The organism is Pseudomonas sp. Mb7, from assembly GCF_054790525.1.
On the sequence record NZ_CP186501.1, the window covers coordinates 146,112 to 161,964 of the forward strand.

General features: G+C 58.9%; 13 protein-coding genes and 1 pseudogene. 6 read left to right on the plus strand and 8 right to left on the minus strand.

The features are described from left to right. The first annotated feature begins 41 nt into the window (after window positions 1–41). Window positions 42–722, plus strand: a complete 681-nt coding sequence (locus ACOYXH_RS00600) for a Fe2+-dependent dioxygenase (protein WP_460067130.1) — start codon at window positions 42–44, stop codon at window positions 720–722. Beyond that, window positions 719–1,459, plus strand: coding sequence for a tetratricopeptide repeat protein (locus ACOYXH_RS00605; protein WP_460067132.1), 741 nt, complete (start codon window positions 719–721; stop codon window positions 1,457–1,459). Before ACOYXH_RS00600 ends, ACOYXH_RS00605 begins: the two co-directional genes overlap by 4 nt. Before the next feature lie 271 nt (window positions 1,460–1,730). On the opposite strand, the gene ACOYXH_RS00610 is transcribed toward ACOYXH_RS00605, so the two are convergent. The 5 genes from ACOYXH_RS00610 to ACOYXH_RS00630 all read right to left on the minus strand — a co-directional run bounded on the left by ACOYXH_RS00610 (window position 1,731) and on the right by ACOYXH_RS00630 (window position 6,963). Continuing rightward, window positions 1,731–2,894 carry a type III PLP-dependent enzyme gene (locus tag ACOYXH_RS00610; protein ID WP_034154440.1) on the minus strand — a complete coding sequence of 388 codons (1,164 nt, stop codon included), beginning with the start codon at window positions 2,892–2,894 and terminating at the stop codon, window positions 1,731–1,733. 632 nt (window positions 2,895–3,526) lie between these two features. Further along, a complete protein-coding gene (locus tag ACOYXH_RS00615; protein ID WP_007915305.1) occupies window positions 3,527–4,684 on the minus strand; it encodes an osmoprotectant ABC transporter ATP-binding protein OsmV in 1,158 nt (385 codons plus the stop codon). Continuing rightward, window positions 4,681–5,334 carry an ABC transporter permease gene (locus tag ACOYXH_RS00620; RefSeq protein ID WP_007915307.1) on the minus strand — a complete coding sequence of 218 codons (654 nt, stop codon included), beginning with the start codon at window positions 5,332–5,334 and terminating at the stop codon, window positions 4,681–4,683. The genes ACOYXH_RS00615 and ACOYXH_RS00620 overlap by 4 nt, the downstream gene beginning before the upstream one ends. Window positions 5,335–5,346: 12 nt before the next feature. After that, window positions 5,347–6,252, minus strand: coding sequence for a glycine betaine ABC transporter substrate-binding protein (locus tag ACOYXH_RS00625; protein WP_095049729.1), 906 nt, complete (start codon window positions 6,250–6,252; stop codon window positions 5,347–5,349). A 21-nt stretch (window positions 6,253–6,273) separates the two neighbouring features. Then, complete coding sequence (locus ACOYXH_RS00630; RefSeq protein ID WP_169844036.1) at window positions 6,274–6,963, minus strand: ABC transporter permease; 690 nt, start codon at window positions 6,961–6,963, stop codon at window positions 6,274–6,276. Window positions 6,964–7,321: 358 nt separating this feature from the next. Here ACOYXH_RS00630 and ACOYXH_RS00635 point away from each other — a divergent pair, with 358 nt between their 5' ends. The 4 genes and pseudogenes from ACOYXH_RS00635 to ACOYXH_RS00650 all read left to right on the plus strand — a co-directional run bounded on the left by ACOYXH_RS00635 (window position 7,322) and on the right by ACOYXH_RS00650 (window position 12,760). Beyond that, window positions 7,322–8,905 carry a peptide chain release factor 3 gene (locus tag ACOYXH_RS00635; protein WP_064387905.1) on the plus strand — a complete coding sequence of 528 codons (1,584 nt, stop codon included), beginning with the start codon at window positions 7,322–7,324 and terminating at the stop codon, window positions 8,903–8,905. A 665-nt stretch (window positions 8,906–9,570) separates the two neighbouring features. After that, window positions 9,571–10,716 carry an integrase core domain-containing protein gene (locus ACOYXH_RS00640; RefSeq protein WP_460410184.1) on the plus strand — a complete coding sequence of 382 codons (1,146 nt, stop codon included), beginning with the start codon at window positions 9,571–9,573 and terminating at the stop codon, window positions 10,714–10,716. 429 nt (window positions 10,717–11,145) lie between these two features. Then, the gene (locus ACOYXH_RS00645) at window positions 11,146–12,342 is read left to right on the plus strand and encodes an MFS transporter (protein WP_460067136.1); all 1,197 of its coding nucleotides are present in this window, start codon (window positions 11,146–11,148) and stop codon (window positions 12,340–12,342) included. 160 nt (window positions 12,343–12,502) lie between these two features. After that, a pseudogene (locus ACOYXH_RS00650) lies at window positions 12,503–12,760 on the plus strand (hypothetical protein). Window positions 12,761–12,958: 198 nt separating this feature from the next. On the opposite strand, the gene ACOYXH_RS00655 reads toward ACOYXH_RS00650, so the two are convergent. Genes ACOYXH_RS00655 through ACOYXH_RS00665 form a run of 3 tightly spaced genes read right to left on the minus strand, consistent with a single transcriptional unit; the run spans window position 12,959 to window position 15,844 of the window. Continuing rightward, window positions 12,959–13,939, minus strand: a complete 981-nt coding sequence (locus ACOYXH_RS00655) for a peptide ABC transporter ATP-binding protein (protein ID WP_007917625.1) — start codon at window positions 13,937–13,939, stop codon at window positions 12,959–12,961. Next, the gene (locus tag ACOYXH_RS00660; RefSeq protein WP_095049733.1) at window positions 13,939–14,907 is read right to left on the minus strand and encodes an ABC transporter ATP-binding protein; all 969 of its coding nucleotides are present in this window, start codon (window positions 14,905–14,907) and stop codon (window positions 13,939–13,941) included. The genes ACOYXH_RS00655 and ACOYXH_RS00660 overlap by 1 nt, the downstream gene beginning before the upstream one ends. Before the next feature lie 10 nt (window positions 14,908–14,917). Continuing rightward, window positions 14,918–15,844 (minus strand): ABC transporter permease subunit, encoded by a 927-nt coding sequence (locus ACOYXH_RS00665; protein ID WP_095049734.1) that lies wholly within the window; start codon window positions 15,842–15,844, stop codon window positions 14,918–14,920. Window positions 15,845–15,853: the final 9 nt, after the last annotated feature.

A 15,853-nucleotide genomic window follows, 5' to 3' on the forward strand; every position in this document is an offset into this window, starting at 1 on the left:
TCAATACCATTGCCGCCTCTTTGCCATCAGGTGACATCGCCATGCTGCTGCACATCCCCGGACTGTTCGCAAAAGACGAAGTGCGGCGCATTCGTGAGGCGCTAGAGCAGGCCGATTGGGCCGATGGCAAGATCACCGCCGGCTTTCAGTCGGCCAAGGCGAAGCACAATTTGCAGCTGCCCGAAGGCCATCCGCTGGCCAAAGAGATCGGCGCAGCGATGCTGGAGCGTTTGTGGAAAAATCCACTGTTCATGTCCGCCGCGTTGCCGCACAAAGTCTTCCCGCCGTTAGTGAACTGTTACACGGCCGGTGGCAGTTTCGATTTCCACATCGATAACGCCGTGCGCCAACCCAAGGGCAGCATCGAGCGGGTGCGCACCGATCTGTCGGCGACGCTGTTCTTCAGCGAGCCCGATGATTACGACGGCGGCGAGCTGGAGATCCAGGACACCTTCGGCACGCAACGGGTGAAGTTGCCGGCCGGCGACATGGTTTTGTACCCCGGCACCAGCCTGCATAAGGTCAACGCGGTCACGCGTGGCGCGCGTTATGCGTCGTTCTTCTGGACACAAAGTCTGGTGCGTGAAGATAGCCAGCGCGCGCTGTTGTTCGAGATGGACGGGGCGATGCAGCAACTGACTCAAGATCTGCCTGATCACCCGTCACTGATTCGCCTCACCGGCACGTATCACAACTTGCTCCGTCGCTGGGTCGAGGTATGAGTTTTCAACTGCGTCGTGAAGAAGTCCTCGACGGCGAACAACTCAGCTCCATGCTCGCCGAAAGCCCGGCCCGTGCCGCGCAGGCGATTTTGCTAGCGGCGGGCGAGGGTGAAGTTGAAGCACAGGCGTTGCTTGGGCAAATCCTGCTCGACGGCCTAGGCATCGCCCAGGATCAAGCGCTGGCGCTGCGCTGGTTCGGCATCGCTGCCGGGCGTGGGCACCTGATGGCGCGCAACATGCTCGGGCGTTGTCATGAGCATGGTTGGGGTTGCGCGGCGGATGCGTCGGTTGCTGCGCAGCATTATCGGATTGCAGCGGAGGCCGGACTGGATTGGGCGATGTACAACCTCGCCAATCTGCTCGCGACCGGGCGGGGAGTGGAGGTGGATCATCTGCAGGCGCTGGCGCTGTATCGCCGCGCGGCTGAACTGGGCCATGCGAAATCGATGAATCTGCTGGGGCGGTATCTGGAAGAAGGGCTGGTGTGCCCGGCGGATCCGGTTGCGGCGCGCGATTGGTATCGGCGTTCGGCTAAGGGTGGGGATTTTCGTGGGCAGTTCAGTTTCGCTGCAGTTTTAGCGGATGAGGGGCGGATTGATGAGGCGGTCGATTGGCTTGAGAAAGCTTTGGCCGGCGGCAATCTGAATTTTCTGCGGGTGGCGAGTCAGACGTTGGCGAGTGCTGTAGATCCGAAGATTCAGGCGTTGGCTGGGCGGTATGCGCTTCGGTGCCAATAGCCCTCACCCTAACCCTAACCCTCTCCCAGAGGGATAGGGGACTGACCGAGTTGGATGTTCCAACTACACCGACCTGAGATATCCAGTCGACCTCAGGTTTTGAAAAGCCCCCGATCTGCTCCCTTTCCCCCTCGCCCCCTTGGGGGAGAGGGCTGGGGTGAGGGGGATAGATCGAAAGCACACCACAAATTTTGAAGCCAGACACAAAAAAGCCCATGACACGTCATGGGCTTTTCACTTGCAGCTAGCAGCTTGAAACTCGCAGCTGCTCTTACACGTAAAACGACTTCAACGGCGGGAAGCCATTGAACTCAACCGCGCTGTAACTGGTGGTGTACGCACCGGTCGACAGCCAGTACAGACGATCACCGATCGCCAGGTTCAGCGGCAGGCCGTACTTGTAGTTCTCGTACATGATGTCGGCGCTGTCGCAGGTCGGGCCGGCGATGACGACTTCTTCCATCTCGCCTTTTTTCTCGGTCCAGATCGGGAACTTGATCGCTTCGTCCATGGTTTCGATCAGGCCGGAGAACTTGCCCACATCGGTATACACCCAACGCTCGACGGCGGTGCGCGACTTGCGTGCAACCAGTACCACTTCGCTGACCAGAATACCGGCGTTGGCAATCAACGAACGGCCCGGCTCGAGAATGATTTCCGGCAGGTCATCACCGAAGTCTTCTTTCAGGAAGCGAATGATTTCTTCGGCGTAGGTTTCCAGGCTGTTGGTGCGGGTGATGTAGTTGGCCGGGAAGCCACCGCCCATGTTGATCAGCTTCAGGTGGATGCCGTCTTCTTCTTTCAGGCGCTCGAAGATTACTTTGACCTTAGCGATCGCCGCATCCCAGACGCTGATGTCGCGCTGTTGCGAACCGACGTGGAAGGAGATGCCGTAAGGCACCAGGCCGAGGTCGCGAGCGAGGATCAGCAGGTCCATGGCCATGTCGGTCTGGCAGCCGAATTTGCGCGACAGTGGCCAGTCAGCCGTGGTAGAGCCTTCGGTAAGGATGCGCACATAGACTTTCGAACCCGGGGCAGCCTTGGCGATGTTGCGCAGGTCGGCTTCGGAGTCGGTGGAGAACAGACGCACGCCCTTCTCGTAGAAGTAACGGATGTCCTTGGATTTCTTGATGGTGTTGCCGTAGCTGATACGGTCGGCGCTGACGCCGCGATCCATCACTTTGTCCAACTCGTAGATCGAGGCGATGTCGAAGCTCGAACCTTTTTCTTTGAGCAGGTCGATGATCTCGACGGCCGGGTTGGCTTTGACCGCGTAGTAGACCTTGGCGAATTCGAAACCGGCGCGCAGGTCATCGTAAGCCTGGGCGATCATCGCGGTGTCGATCACCACGAACGGGGTTTCCTGTTTGTCGGCGAACGCCTTCATTTTGTCGAATGTAGCGCGCGCGAAATAGTCTTCGACCTGGATCGACATACTTGGGACTCCTAGTGGCAAACGTCGTTAATCAATGGGTGCAAATGAACGTCCTCCGTATCCCCACTTTGGTTCGCCTACTTCCCAAGGCATGTCGCCGAAAGCAAAAAGGCCATGGGGCGTTGCCCTTGGCCTTGCTGTCTCGTCGTCAGTACTTGAGCCGGATGGATCGTTTCCAGCATGGACGTTCGGCGCGAACTTTAGGGCGTGAGGGGCGTGAGATCAACTAAAAATGTCGCGTTTTTGCACGCTTCTGACGTGCGTCGCGTTCAGCACTCTTTGTAGCCGACCGAGATGACGGGCAGATGTTCCCCGGGAATTTTCGAGTGTTAAAAATACCTGCACGTTCGTGGCTTTTGTCGGCGAAGTCGTGGGTAAGTGTGATGGCGGCAATATCGGCGACGTTGGCCGCGAGGGGAGAGGGTGAGGGGGATTTTGGCTGTTTCGCGGGTTGTCTCATACATGCTGTTCGATCCGCAGGTGTTGAGATTCTTTTCCGCTAGGCGAATGAAGAAAAAATCACGCAGATCCTGTGGGAGCGAGCCTGCTCGCGAAGGCATTTTCACAGCCAACATCATTGTTGACTGATATTGCGCTTTCGCGAGCAGGCTCGCTCCCACAGGTTTAGTGTTTTATGCGACTACGGCCTCAGCCGGCGAGACTATGCTGGTCTTCATCCCGCGCGAACGACCCGAACTCAGATAAGCGGCAATCGACTCCTGAGTCACTTCCCCGAGGAACACCCGCTCGGCATCCATCACCGGCAGCCACGAACGGTTGAACTCGTACATCCGCGACAGCAGGATGCGCAAATGCTCGTCGTACGCCGCCGTGGCGTTGAACTCACGCAGGAACTGCGCGCACGTGCCGGTCTGGCGGTGCAGATCGCGACGACGCACATAACCCAGCGCCTTGTTCTCGGCACAGGTGACCACCACGTAGCGACGGTCATGCTCGTCCATCAACTCCAGAGCGTCGGCCACCGGCGTCTCCGGGCTCACCGACGGCGCGTTGTCCGCCGCATCTTCGGCTTTCACCAACAGCAGACGCTTGAGCGTGCTGTCCTGGCCGACAAAGCTGCTGACAAAGTCGTCTGCCGGGTGCGCGAGCAGCGTGTCCGGATGATCGATCTGCAGCAGTTTGCCGGCGCGGAAGATCGCAATCTTGTCGCCGAGTTTGATCGCTTCATCGATGTCGTGGCTGACCATGATCACGGTCTTGTTCAGCGCGCGCTGCATCTCGAAGAATTCGTTCTGGATCATTTCGCGGTTGATCGGGTCGACCGCGCCGAACGGTTCGTCCATCAACAACAGGGGCGCATCAGCAGCCAGTGCGCGGATCACACCGATGCGTTGTTGCTGACCACCGGACAGTTCACGCGGATAACGATGCAGATATTGCTTGGGCTCCAGCTTGATCATGCTCATCAACTCGCGGGCGCGGTCATGGCATTTCTGTTTGTCCCAGCCGAGCAGTTTCGGCACGACGACGATGTTCTCTTCGATGGTCATGTTCGGGAACAGGCCGATCTGCTGGATCACGTAACCGATGTTGCGACGCAGGGTCACTTCGTCGAGATCGGTGGTGTCTTCACCGTTGATGAGGATCTTGCCCGAAGTCGGTTTGATCAGGCGGTTGATCATCTTCAGCGTGGTGCTTTTGCCGCAACCCGATGGCCCGAGGAACACACAGATTTCGCCTTCATTGACGGTCAGGCTTACCGAGTCCACGGCTTTGACGTCTTTGCCGTTGCTTTGGAAAGTTTTGCTGAGGTTTTGAAGTTCGATCATTTGAGCAGTCCTTTTGGAGTCAACGAGCGTTGCAGCCATTGGAGAAACAGGTCAGCGAAAATGGCCAGAAGACTGACCAGCAGCGCGCCGACGATGAGCATCGACATGTCACTGCGGCTGATGGAGGCGAGGATCAACACACCGAGGCCGCCGGCGCCGATGGTCGCGGCGATGGTCATCACGCCGATGTTCATCACCACGGCGGTGCGCACACCAGCGAGGATCACCGGCACGGCGATTGGCAGTTCGACCATGCGCAGGCGCTGGCCGAAGGTCATGCCGATGCCGCGAGCGGCTTCACGGATACCCGGCTCTACACCCGTCAGGGCGAGGTAGGTATTGCGCATGATCGGCAGCAGTGAATAAAGAAACACGGCGGTGATCGCCGGCATCGGCCCGAGGCCCTGACCGAACTTGGAGTAGAACGGCAGCAGCAAACCGAACAGGGCAATCGACGGCACGGTCAGCAGCACCGTGGCGCTGGCCTGCAACGGCCCGGCAAGGGTCGGAAAGCGGGTCATCAGGATGCCCAGTGGCACGCCAACGACAATCGCCAGGGTCACGGCGATGCCGACCAGGGTGATGTGCTGCCAGGTCAGGTGCATCACCTGCTGCCAGTCGAGGTGGGAAAAGGCGTTCAGAAATTCCATGACTTTTCCTCCTTAATTAAGTGGGTGCTGGCGCAGAAAATCGGCGGCAACTTTCGATGGGCTTTCGTGATCGACGTCGACCCGCGCGTTGAGCTGGCGCATGGTTTCGTCATCGAACAGTTCGGCCAATGGCTTGAGTTGCTCGGCCAGTTGCGGGTGCGCGTCGAGGTAAGCCTGACGCACCACCGGTGCGGCGGTGTAGTCGGGGAAGTAATGCTTGTCGTCTTCCAGCAGTTTCAGGCCGAAGGCGTTGAGGCGACCGTCGGTGGTGTAGACCAGACCGGCAAACACCTGGCCGTTGCGCAGCGCGGTGTAAACCAGCCCCGCGTCCATCTGGCGGATGTTCTTGCGGGTCAGGTTCATGCCGTAGAGATCGACCATGCCGATCAGGCCATCGGAGCGATTGGCGAACTCGGTGTCCAAAGCCACCAGATGATTGGTCTTGGCCTCAGCACGCAGCACTTCGTTCAACTGACTGATGTTGTTGATCTGCGGATATTCCTCAGCGACCTTTTTCGGCAGCGCGAGGGCGTAGGTGTTGCTGAATTTCGACGGGGTCAGCCAGACCAGGCCTTTTTTCGCGTCGAGTTCTTTTACCCGGGCGTAGGACTGGGCGCTGTCGAGTTTTTCGGTGACATGGTTGTAGGCCACCAGCGACACGCCGGTGTATTCCCAGAGCATGTCCAGTTGTCCGCTTTCGTGGGCGCTGCGGGCGAGGTTGCTGCCCAGACCGCCGGTAATCTGCGCGTCGTAACCTTTGCTGCGCAGGTATTGCGCGGTGATTTCGGCGAGCAGGGTTTGCTCAGTGAAGACTCGGGCGCCGAGGCGGATAACCGGTTTTTCAGCGGCTTGGGCGACACCTGCGAACAGCAGGATGCAGCCCACTATCAATCCCAAAGACGAGCTAAATCGTTTCATAAATATTCCTTCGCAAAAGCCTTAAGACGGGCGCAAACCGCGTTCCAGCCAGAGACGGCTGGCGAGGGTGACGACGCCATCGAGCAGCAAGGCCAGCAGCGCGGTGCACGCGGCGCCGAGCAGCAGTTGCGGCTGATTGTTCAGGGCGATGCCAGGGAAGATCAGGCTGCCGAGGCTGTTGGCGCCGATCAGGAACGCCAGCGGCGCGGTGCCGACGTTGATCGCCAACGCCACGCGCACACCACCGACGATGATCGGCACGGCGTTGGGCAATTCGACTTTCCACAGCACTTGGCGCGGGGTCATGCCGATGCCGACGGCCGCTTCTTTCAGCGAACCCTGCACATTTTTCAAGCCTTCGTAGGTGTTGCGCACAATCGGCAACAAGGAAGCGAGGAACAAAGCGAAGATCGCCGGGCCACTGCCGATGCCGAGGACGCCCAGGGCAATCGCAAGCACGGCCAGCGGTGGCACGGTGTTGCCGATATTGAAGATTTGCATGAAGCGTTCAGCGCGACCGACCATGGTCGGGCGACTGAGGAAGATGCCGGCGGGGATGCCCACGACAAGGGCGGCCAGCATTGAAGCGAGGACGAGAATCAGATGAGCTTGCAGGTAAAACAACAAATCGTCGCGGTAGTGTTCGATCGTGTTGATGCCGATCCAGTGGACCAGCAGGGCCAGGAGCGCGATCACCACCGCACCTCCCATCAGCCCTTTGCCATAGCGGATAGCCACAGGCGGACTCCTTTTTTTGTAGTCGGCGAACGCCCTCCCGTGTGGCATGCCATACATGGCTGCCGGGAATAAACGTTCGCGAGAAGCAGCTCCCTCAGCACCGGCAAAAAGCGGTCTGAAAGCGAGCCATGAGCGCAGCCTCGTCAGGCTAACTTGCTGATTTTTCAGCCCCTGACGAAAATTCGTAACAGGGGATGGACGTCTCCGGGCTTTAAAAGGTTCCCATCTGCGGCAGCATTTGGCCACCCTTAATGTGCTCAACGGTTCGGTTATTGCATCGAGTTGGGCTATAATCGCGGCCCTTTTTTGAATCACCGCCAGGCGATTTCCCATGACCAACCAGGCCGCCGAAGTCGCGAAACGCCGCACTTTCGCCATTATTTCCCACCCCGATGCCGGTAAAACCACGATCACCGAAAAGCTCCTGTTGATGGGCAAGGCGATTGCAGTGGCCGGTACGGTGAAATCCCGTAAATCCGATCGCCATGCGACATCCGACTGGATGGAGATGGAGAAGCAACGGGGTATTTCCATTACCACGTCGGTCATGCAGTTCCCGTATCGCGAGCACATGATCAACCTGCTCGACACCCCGGGCCACGAAGACTTCTCCGAAGATACCTACCGCACCCTGACCGCGGTGGACTCGGCATTGATGGTTCTCGACGGCGGTAAAGGTGTTGAGCCACGGACGATTGCGCTGATGGACGTCTGCCGTCTGCGTGACACGCCGATCGTCAGCTTCATCAACAAACTCGACCGTGACATCCGCGACCCGATCGAACTGCTCGACGAAATCGAAGCCGTTCTGAAGATCAAAGCGGCGCCGATCACCTGGCCGATCGGTTGCTACCGCGACTTCAAGGGCGTGTACCACCTGGCTGACGACTACATCATTGTCTACACCGCCGGTCACGGTCACGAACGCACCGAAACCAAGATCATCGAGAAGCTCGACTCCGACGAAGCCCGCGCGCATCTGGGCGACGAGTACGACCGCTTCATCGAACAGCTGGAACTGGTTCAAGGCGCCTGCCACGAATTCAACCAGCAGGAGTTCCTCGACGGTCAACTGACCCCGGTGTTCTTCGGTACGGCACTGGGCAACTTCGGTGTTGACCACGTACTTGACGCCGTTGTTGATTGGGCGCCGCGTCCGCTGGCCCGTGTCGCTAACGAGCGTACCGTTGAGCCGGTGGAAGAGAAGTTCTCGGGCTTCATCTTCAAGATCCAGGCGAACATGGACCCGAAACACCGCGACCGTATCGCCTTCATGCGCATTTGCTCCGGCAAGTACGAGAAAGGCATGAAGATGCGCCACGTGCGCACCGGCAAGGACGTGCGCATCGGCGACGCCTTGACGTTCTTCTCTTCCGAGCGGGAACAGCTTGAAGAAGCCTTTGCCGGCGACATCATTGGTTTGCACAACCACGGCACGATCCAGATTGGCGATACCTTCAGTGAAGGTGAAACCCTCGGGTTTACCGGCATTCCGCACTTTGCGCCGGAGCTGTTCCGTCGTGTGCGTCTGCGTGATCCGCTGAAGTCCAAGCAGTTGCGTCAGGGTCTGCAGCAACTGGCTGAAGAGGGCGCGACGCAGGTGTTTTTCCCGGAGCGCAGCAACGACATCATTCTTGGCGCCGTGGGTGTGCTGCAGTTTGATGTGGTCGCCAGCCGTTTGAAGGAGGAATACAAGGTTGAGTGCTCGTATGAGCCGATTACTGTGTACTCCGCGCGCTGGATTGAATGCGCTGACAAGAAGAAGCTTGAGGAGTTTTCCAACAAGGCTGTGGAGAACCTGGCGGTCGATGGCGGTGGTCACCTGACTTACCTGGCGCCGACGCGGGTTAATCTGGCGTTGATGGAAGAGCGTTGGCCGGATGTGAAATTCCGTGCGACGCGTGAGCATCACTAAGCACTGAGCTGGTTTGTTCGAAAGCCCCCTAGGTGTATGCCTAGGGGGCTTTTTTTGTTTGGTTGGTTTTGGGGGTATATCCGTTTCTGCGGGTGTTGCTGATTACGGTTTCGCCCTTACGGCGACTCACTTTTTTTACAAACGCCTAAAAAAAGTAAGCAAAAAAACGCTTGCTCCTACGTGCGGCCCGCTCGCTGGGGCTCGGGGTTCCTTCGCTGCGGGATCGATCCGGGCGCAGCGTCTCCGGTTTGCTTCGCTGCACCTACTCCCGCTGTGTTTGGCTGCGCCAAACGGTCGCTGCGCTCCCACGCCCGGATCAATCCCTCCACTCAGCCTTCCGACGTCGCCCTACAGATCAAGAGCTGCAGCCGAGCTAACGCTCATCCTGTTGAGTGGTGAAGAGCCAAGCGGTGTTCGGCTGTTGATTTGTGTTGTGGCTACCCCTCACCCCAGCCCTCTCCCGAGGGAGAGGGAGCCGATTTGTGGGCCTTTCAAAACCTGAGTTCGGCTCGGTATTTCACGTCGGCGTTGCTCTCGTAATCACTGCGGTCAGTCCCCTCTCCCTTCGGGAGAGGGCTAGGGTGGGTAAAGACCGGGTACATCCTTTACGTTTGAGACCGGGGACATGGTTTACAGGTATTAATCATGGTCAGGAGGTGCTGACCATGCCCTGGAATCAAGAGTCCCCAATGGATCAACGAGTGAAGTTAGTCAGCGACTGGCTTGGCGGCAGTTACACCAAGAGCCAATTAAGCCGGCGCTATGGTGTCAGCCGTCCAACCATCGACAAGTGGCTGGAACGATACGCAGCGTTAGGCGTAGATGGCTTGAAAGAGCAATCGCGCAAGCCGTTGAACTGTCCTCATCAAACGCCCGACGAAATCATTGCCACGCTGCTGGCCAAGAAAAACGAACATCCCGATCGGGGACCCAAGCAGATCATTGATCGCCTGCGCGATTCCGATCCGCATATCCAATGGCCGGCGGCGAGTACCGCCGGGGAGTGGTTGAAGAAAGCTGGTTTGGTGGTGGCGCGACGGCCCTATCCCCCGCGTCCCCGTGCTCCAACGCATTTGCGTCCGGTCGACGCGCCCAACCAGACTTGGTGTGCTGATTACAAAGGGCAGTTCAAAATGCAGGACGGCAATTGGTGCTATCCGCTGACCATTACCGATCAGATGAGCCGCTTTTTATTCGTCTGTCGCGCTTTGCCCAGTACGCACGGAGCGCCGACGCGGGAAGGCTTCGAGTGGGCTTTTCGAGAATATGGGCTGCCGGATGTGATCCGCACTGACAATGGCGCTCCTTTCGCATCGACAGGTCTGGCGCGACTTTCGAAGTTATCGGTTTGGTTCATCAGGCTTGGAATCCATGTCGAAACGATTACGCCTGGCCGTCCCGACCAAAATGGTCGACATGAACGGATGCATCGAACGCTAAAGGCAGCAGTGCCACCGGCGGAAAACCTGGTGCGCCAGCAGTTGGCTTTTCAGGAATTCATCCAAGACTTCAACCACCACCGACCGCACACCGCGCTGGGTATGAAACCGCCGGCATCTGTCTATAGCCCATCGACACGCGCTTATCCTGGTTACTTGCCTGCGCTTGAATACAGTTCCGACGTTGAAGTACGCAAGGTTCGGTCAAATGGGGAAATCAAATGGAAAGGACAGCTGATTTTTCTAGGAGAGGCTCTAATTGGAGAGGACATCGCGTTGAAGGAAGTGGCTGATGACGCTTGGGAACTGTACCTTTGCAGCCACTGGTTAGGCAGGCTTGAAAGAGGCGCCAAACGCGTTTCAAGCCTGTAAAGGTGTAAACGATGTCCCCGGTCTAATTTGTAAAGGATGTACCGGTCTCTACAGTGAGGGGCTTTTGATCTGTTTCAGAATCTGAGTTCGGCTCGGTATGTCATGTCGGCGTAGCTCTCCCAAGCACCGCGATCAGTCCCCTCTCCCTCCGGGAGAGGGCTAGGGTGAGGGGCTTTTGATCTGTTTCAGAATCTGAGTTCGGCTCGGTATGTCATGTCGGCGTTGCTCTCCCAAGCACCGCGATCAGTTCCCTCTCCCTCCGGGAGAGGGCTAGGGTGAGGGGCTTTTGATCTTCGGCACGGTTTTAACGCGCGCAATGGCTGTAGGACGACTCGGTTTTTTGTGATCTCGATGTTCTCGAACGCGACAACCCGCCTGCTGACCGTTAGTGTTCCAGCTCCACGCAAGTCGCTTTGAGAGGTCAATGGAATGACGAGTCGACTGACTCACCTGCTACGGCTGAACGGTTATTTCGGCGTGATGGCCTGGGTACTCGCGGCGCTGTTGTTCATCAATCGCTTGAGCAGCATGGTCAAGCTGTTCATGGCGCTGTATCTGCGTCAGGAACTGGGGCTGGCGATCGAGACGGTTGGCTGGTTGCTGTCGGCGTACGGCGCGGGTTTGCTGGTGGGATCGATGCTCGGTGGCTGGCTCAGTGATCATGTGCGTACGGCGCGGCTGACGGCGGCGCTGTTCTTTGTTTCGGTGTGGGTGCTGATCCTGCTGGGGCTGGTCACGCAGGTGCCGTTGCTCGCTGCATTACTGTTGCTTAGTGGGGGGATCGATGGGGCCATCCGCACCCTGCATCAGCGGCTGATCATGGAATATTGCGAGGTGGCGCAGCGCTCGCGTGCGCAGGCGTTGAGCCGGGTGGCGCGCAACCTCGGCATGGCGGCTGCCGGTGTGGCGGGCGGGGTGTTGGCGCAGACCGATTTTCGCTGGGTGTTTTTCGGCAGTGCGGCGATGACGTTGTTGGCGCTGCTCTGGTTTGTTCGTACCACGTGGCAACGACCGGTGCTGATCAATGACGAAAAGTCCACGGATGACGCAGGCTCCGGGGTGCCGTATCGCGACAAACCGTTCCTGTGGTTGCTGGCGGCGACGGCCGTGCTTGGCATCGCGTTTGATACGGTCTACAGCACGCTGGGCAATTATTTGCGTGATTACTACCAGTTGAGCACCCAGGCGATCGGCTGGCAGTTCGGGCTCAATGCGTTGCTGGTGATCGCGCTGCAGATTCCGCTGTCGCACTGGGGCGAGCGTTGGGGGATGCGCCGGCAAATGCTGCTCGGCAGTGTGTTGCTGGCGTGCGGGTTGGGCATGCTGCCGTTCGGTTCCGGGCTGTTTTACGTCTGCCTGTCGACGCTGATCTGGACCTTGGGCGAGGCCTTTTTCATGCCGCCGCTGAATGTGCTGGCCATGCGTTTTGCCCAAGGCGGTAAAAGCGGTCAGTACTTCGGCCTGTTCTTTATGAGCTGGAGCGCCAGTGCGCTGTTGTCACCGGTACTCAGTGGCCAGTTGTACGGTCATTTCGGCGGCCACAGTGTGTGGCTGGCGAGTGCGCTGATGGTGTTGATTTCCATCCCGCTGACTTGGCAGGCCACGCGCGTGCGCCCGGTCGCTTAGCTGATCCCGCTATTGGCATTATTCGAAAGCAATCTGTCTGTCGAGGGCATTTCTGCGCGCTCGATAGCGTCCTATCTGGTGAACCCGATGGATCGGAACTAGATTTTACACAGCGCCAGTCAGGCACGAATGTCTCACCTGAAAATGGATGGAGTCAGCTATGAAAAGCAGGTTGCTACGGGTTTTATTGCTGTTGAAAGTGATGGTCATGCTGTCCCTCGGCACCGCGACGGCCTGAGCCGAGTGCGAGGATCATGAATCTCAGGCGTTCAACGGACAGGTCGGGCACAGCGGCTTGATGCTCGCCAAGTCTGAGTCCGAGCCGGGCGATCAGGGGCAGGGCGGCAGCGCCGATGACGACGACTCGACCACCGATGATCCGGACACTGATGACGACGAAGGCGATACCCAATCGTAAATCGCAGACAAAAGAAAACCCCTTCTGCCTCGACTGATGCGCAATCGAGATGGAAGGGGTTTGGTTAACTCAGGAACAACTCACATCCCCTTGTGGGAGCGAGCCTGCTCGCGAAGGCGTCCTCTCAGTCAACATTAATGGTGACTGACACACCGCTTTCGCGAGCCGGCTCGCTCCCACATTGTTTCAGTGCGGTTTTTACGCCGCGCCATCAAGGAACTGCTCGGCGTAGTGGCAAGCCACCTGCCGGCTGTCGAGCTGGCGCAAGGCTGGCTCTTCAGTGCTGCAACGCTCGGTCGCGTACGGGCAGCGCTTGTGGAAAGCGCAGCCCGGTGGCGGGTTCAGCGGGTTAGGCAGTTCGCCGACGATCTTGATTTTCGGCTTGTTCGGATCCGGGTGAATGGTCGGGGTCGCCGACAGCAGCGCCTGGGTATATGGGTGCAACGGACGCTCGTAGATGTCGTTCTTCGGCCCCAGTTCTACCGGGCGACCGAGGTACATCACCATCACGTCATCGGCCACATGCTGCACCACCGCAAGGTTGTGCGAGATGAACACGTAAGCGGTGTTGAACTCCTGCTGCAGATCCATGAACAGGTTGAGCACCTGTGCCTGAATCGACACGTCCAGTGCCGAGGTCGGCTCATCCGCCACCAGCACTTTCGGTTGCAGCATCATGGCGCGAGCCAGGGCGATACGCTGACGCTGACCGCCGGAGAACATGTGCGGATAGCGCTGATAGTGCTCAGGGCGCAAGCCGACCTGCTTCATCATCGCCTGGACTTTTTCGCGACGTTCGGCGGCGGAAAGGTTGGTGTTGATCAGCAGCGGCTCGCCGAGCTGGTCACCGACTTTCTGCCGTGGGTTCAACGAGGCGTACGGGCTTTGGAAGACCATCTGCACGTCTTTGCGCAGTTGCTTGCGCTGGGCCTTGTCGGCGCCGGCGACTTCCTGGCCGGCGATTTTCAAGGATCCGGACGACGGATCTTCAATCAGCGTCAACGCACGGGCGAGGGTGGATTTGCCGCAGCCCGATTCGCCTACAACAGCGAGGGTCTTGCCGGCTTCCAGTTCGAACGACACGCCGTTCAGTGCGCGCACGGTCGCATGGCCCTTGAACAGGCCACGGGAGACTTCGTAGTGACGGGTCAGGTCGCGGGCGGTAAGTACGACGGCCATTACGCCACCTCCTGGTTCAGCGGGAAGAAGCAGCGGGCGAGGCTGTGGCTTTTCGGATCAAGGCCTGGACGCTGCGCGCGGCAGCTGTCCTGCACGTACGGGCAGCGCGGCGACAGCAGGCAACCCTGTGGACGATCGTAGCGGCCCGGGACGATACCCGGCAGGGTCGACAGGCGTGAGGCGCCGAGGCTGTGCTCGGGAATCGCCTTGAGCAGCGCTTCGCTGTACGGGTGCGCCGGGATGTCGAACAGTTGCGGCACCTGACCGACTTCAACGGCTTGCCCTGCGTACATCACGCAGACGCGCTGGGCGGTTTCTGCCACGACCGCGAGGTCGTGGGTGATCAGCACCAGGCCCATGTTCTGTTCTTTCTGCAACGCCAGCAGCAGATCCATGATCTGTGCCTGAATCGTCACGTCCAGTGCAGTGGTCGGTTCGTCGGCGATCAGCAGTTTCGGTTCGCCGGCAATCGCCATGGCGATCGCAACGCGCTGGCTCATACCGCCGGACAGTTGATGCGGGTAGGCGTCCATACGGCTGGCGGCGCCCGGGATTTCGACTTTTTCCAGCAGTTCGATCGCACGTTTGCGCGCTTGCTTGCCGGACATTTTCAGGTGCAGACGCAGCACTTCTTCGATCTGGAAACCGACGGTGTAGCTCGGGTTCAGTGCGGTCATCGGGTCCTGAAAGACCATCGACAGGTCTTTGCCGACGACTTGCCGACGCTGACGATTGCTCAGCTTGAGCATGTCTTTGCCGTCAAAGCTGAGCGAGTCGGCGGTGACGATGCCGGGATGCTCGATCAGGCCCATCAGCGCCATCATGGTCACGGATTTACCCGAACCCGACTCGCCAACGATGGCCAGTACTTCGCCTTTGTCGACTTTCAGGTCGAGGCCGTCGACCACCGGGGTCGCGGTCTTGTCGCCGAAGCGAACGTTGAGATTCTTGATTTCTAGCAGTGACATGGGAATCTCCTCAGGCGGCGTTCTTGAGTTTCGGGTCCAGCGCATCGCGCAGACCGTCGCCCATCAAGTTGATTGCCAGCACGCTGAGCAAAATGGTCAAACCAGGCAGGCTCACCACCCACCAGGCGCGTTCGATGTAGTCACGGGCCGAGGCCAGCATGGTGCCCCACTCAGGGGTTGGCGGTTGTACGCCAAGGCCGAGGAAGCCCAACGCTGCGGCATCGAGAATCGCCGACGAGAAGCTCAGGGTCGCCTGCACGATCAGCGGCGCCATGCAGTTCGGCAACACGGTGATGAACATCAGACGTGGCAGACCGGCACCGGCCAGGCGCGCGGCGGTCACGTAGTCGCGGTTCAGTTCGCCCATCACGGCCGCACGGGTCAGACGCACATAGGACGGCAGCGAAACCACAGCGATAGCGATCACGGTGTTGATCAGGCCAGGGCCGAGGATGGCAACAATCGCCACCGCCAGCAGCAGCGACGGCAGGGCCAGCATGATGTCCATCAGACGCATGATGGTCGGGCCAATCATCTTCGGGAAGAAACCGGCGAACAGACCGAGCAGGATCCCCGGAATCAGCGACATCACCACCGACGACAAACCGATCAGCAGCGACAGGCGCGAGCCCTGGATCAGACGCGACAGCAGGTCACGACCCAGTTCATCGGTGCCGAGCAGGAATTGCATCTGACCGCCTTCCAGCCACGCCGGCGGCGTCAGCAGGAAATCACGGTATTGCTCGCTCGGGTTATGCGGCGCAACCCACGGCGCGAACAGCGCGCAGAAGATGATCAACAGCATGAACAGCAGGCCGGCAACTGCGCCCTTGTTCTTGGAGAAGGCTTGCCAGAATTCTTTGTATGGTGACGGGTACAGCAGGCTTTGATCCGCGCTGGTGGCGGAAGTCGCTACTGAGGATGTTGGAGTGCTCATGGTTATTGA

Excerpts from the sequence above, each read along its gene's own strand:
- ACOYXH_RS00625 (WP_095049729.1), bottom strand. The coding sequence starts at position 6,252 with ATGAAACGATTTAGCTCGTCTTTGGGATTGATAGTGGGCTGCATCCTG.
- ACOYXH_RS00600 (WP_460067130.1), top strand. The coding sequence starts at position 42 with ATGCTGCTGCACATCCCCGGACTGTTCGCAAAAGACGAAGTGCGGCGC.
- ACOYXH_RS00620 (WP_007915307.1), bottom strand. The coding sequence starts at position 5,334 with ATGGAATTTCTGAACGCCTTTTCCCACCTCGACTGGCAGCAGGTGATG.
- ACOYXH_RS00645 (WP_460067136.1), top strand. The coding sequence starts at position 11,146 with ATGACGAGTCGACTGACTCACCTGCTACGGCTGAACGGTTATTTCGGC.
- ACOYXH_RS00640 (WP_460410184.1), top strand. The coding sequence starts at position 9,571 with ATGCCCTGGAATCAAGAGTCCCCAATGGATCAACGAGTGAAGTTAGTC.
- ACOYXH_RS00635 (WP_064387905.1), top strand. The coding sequence starts at position 7,322 with ATGACCAACCAGGCCGCCGAAGTCGCGAAACGCCGCACTTTCGCCATT.
- ACOYXH_RS00615 (WP_007915305.1), bottom strand. The coding sequence starts at position 4,684 with ATGATCGAACTTCAAAACCTCAGCAAAACTTTCCAAAGCAACGGCAAA.
- ACOYXH_RS00660 (WP_095049733.1), bottom strand. The coding sequence starts at position 14,907 with ATGTCACTGCTAGAAATCAAGAATCTCAACGTTCGCTTCGGCGACAAG.
- ACOYXH_RS00630 (WP_169844036.1), bottom strand. The coding sequence starts at position 6,963 with ATGGGAGGTGCGGTGGTGATCGCGCTCCTGGCCCTGCTGGTCCACTGG.
- ACOYXH_RS00655 (WP_007917625.1), bottom strand. The coding sequence starts at position 13,939 with ATGGCCGTCGTACTTACCGCCCGCGACCTGACCCGTCACTACGAAGTC.
- ACOYXH_RS00610 (WP_034154440.1), bottom strand. The coding sequence starts at position 2,894 with ATGTCGATCCAGGTCGAAGACTATTTCGCGCGCGCTACATTCGACAAA.
- ACOYXH_RS00665 (WP_095049734.1), bottom strand. The coding sequence starts at position 15,844 with ATGAGCACTCCAACATCCTCAGTAGCGACTTCCGCCACCAGCGCGGAT.
- ACOYXH_RS00605 (WP_460067132.1), top strand. The coding sequence starts at position 719 with ATGAGTTTTCAACTGCGTCGTGAAGAAGTCCTCGACGGCGAACAACTC.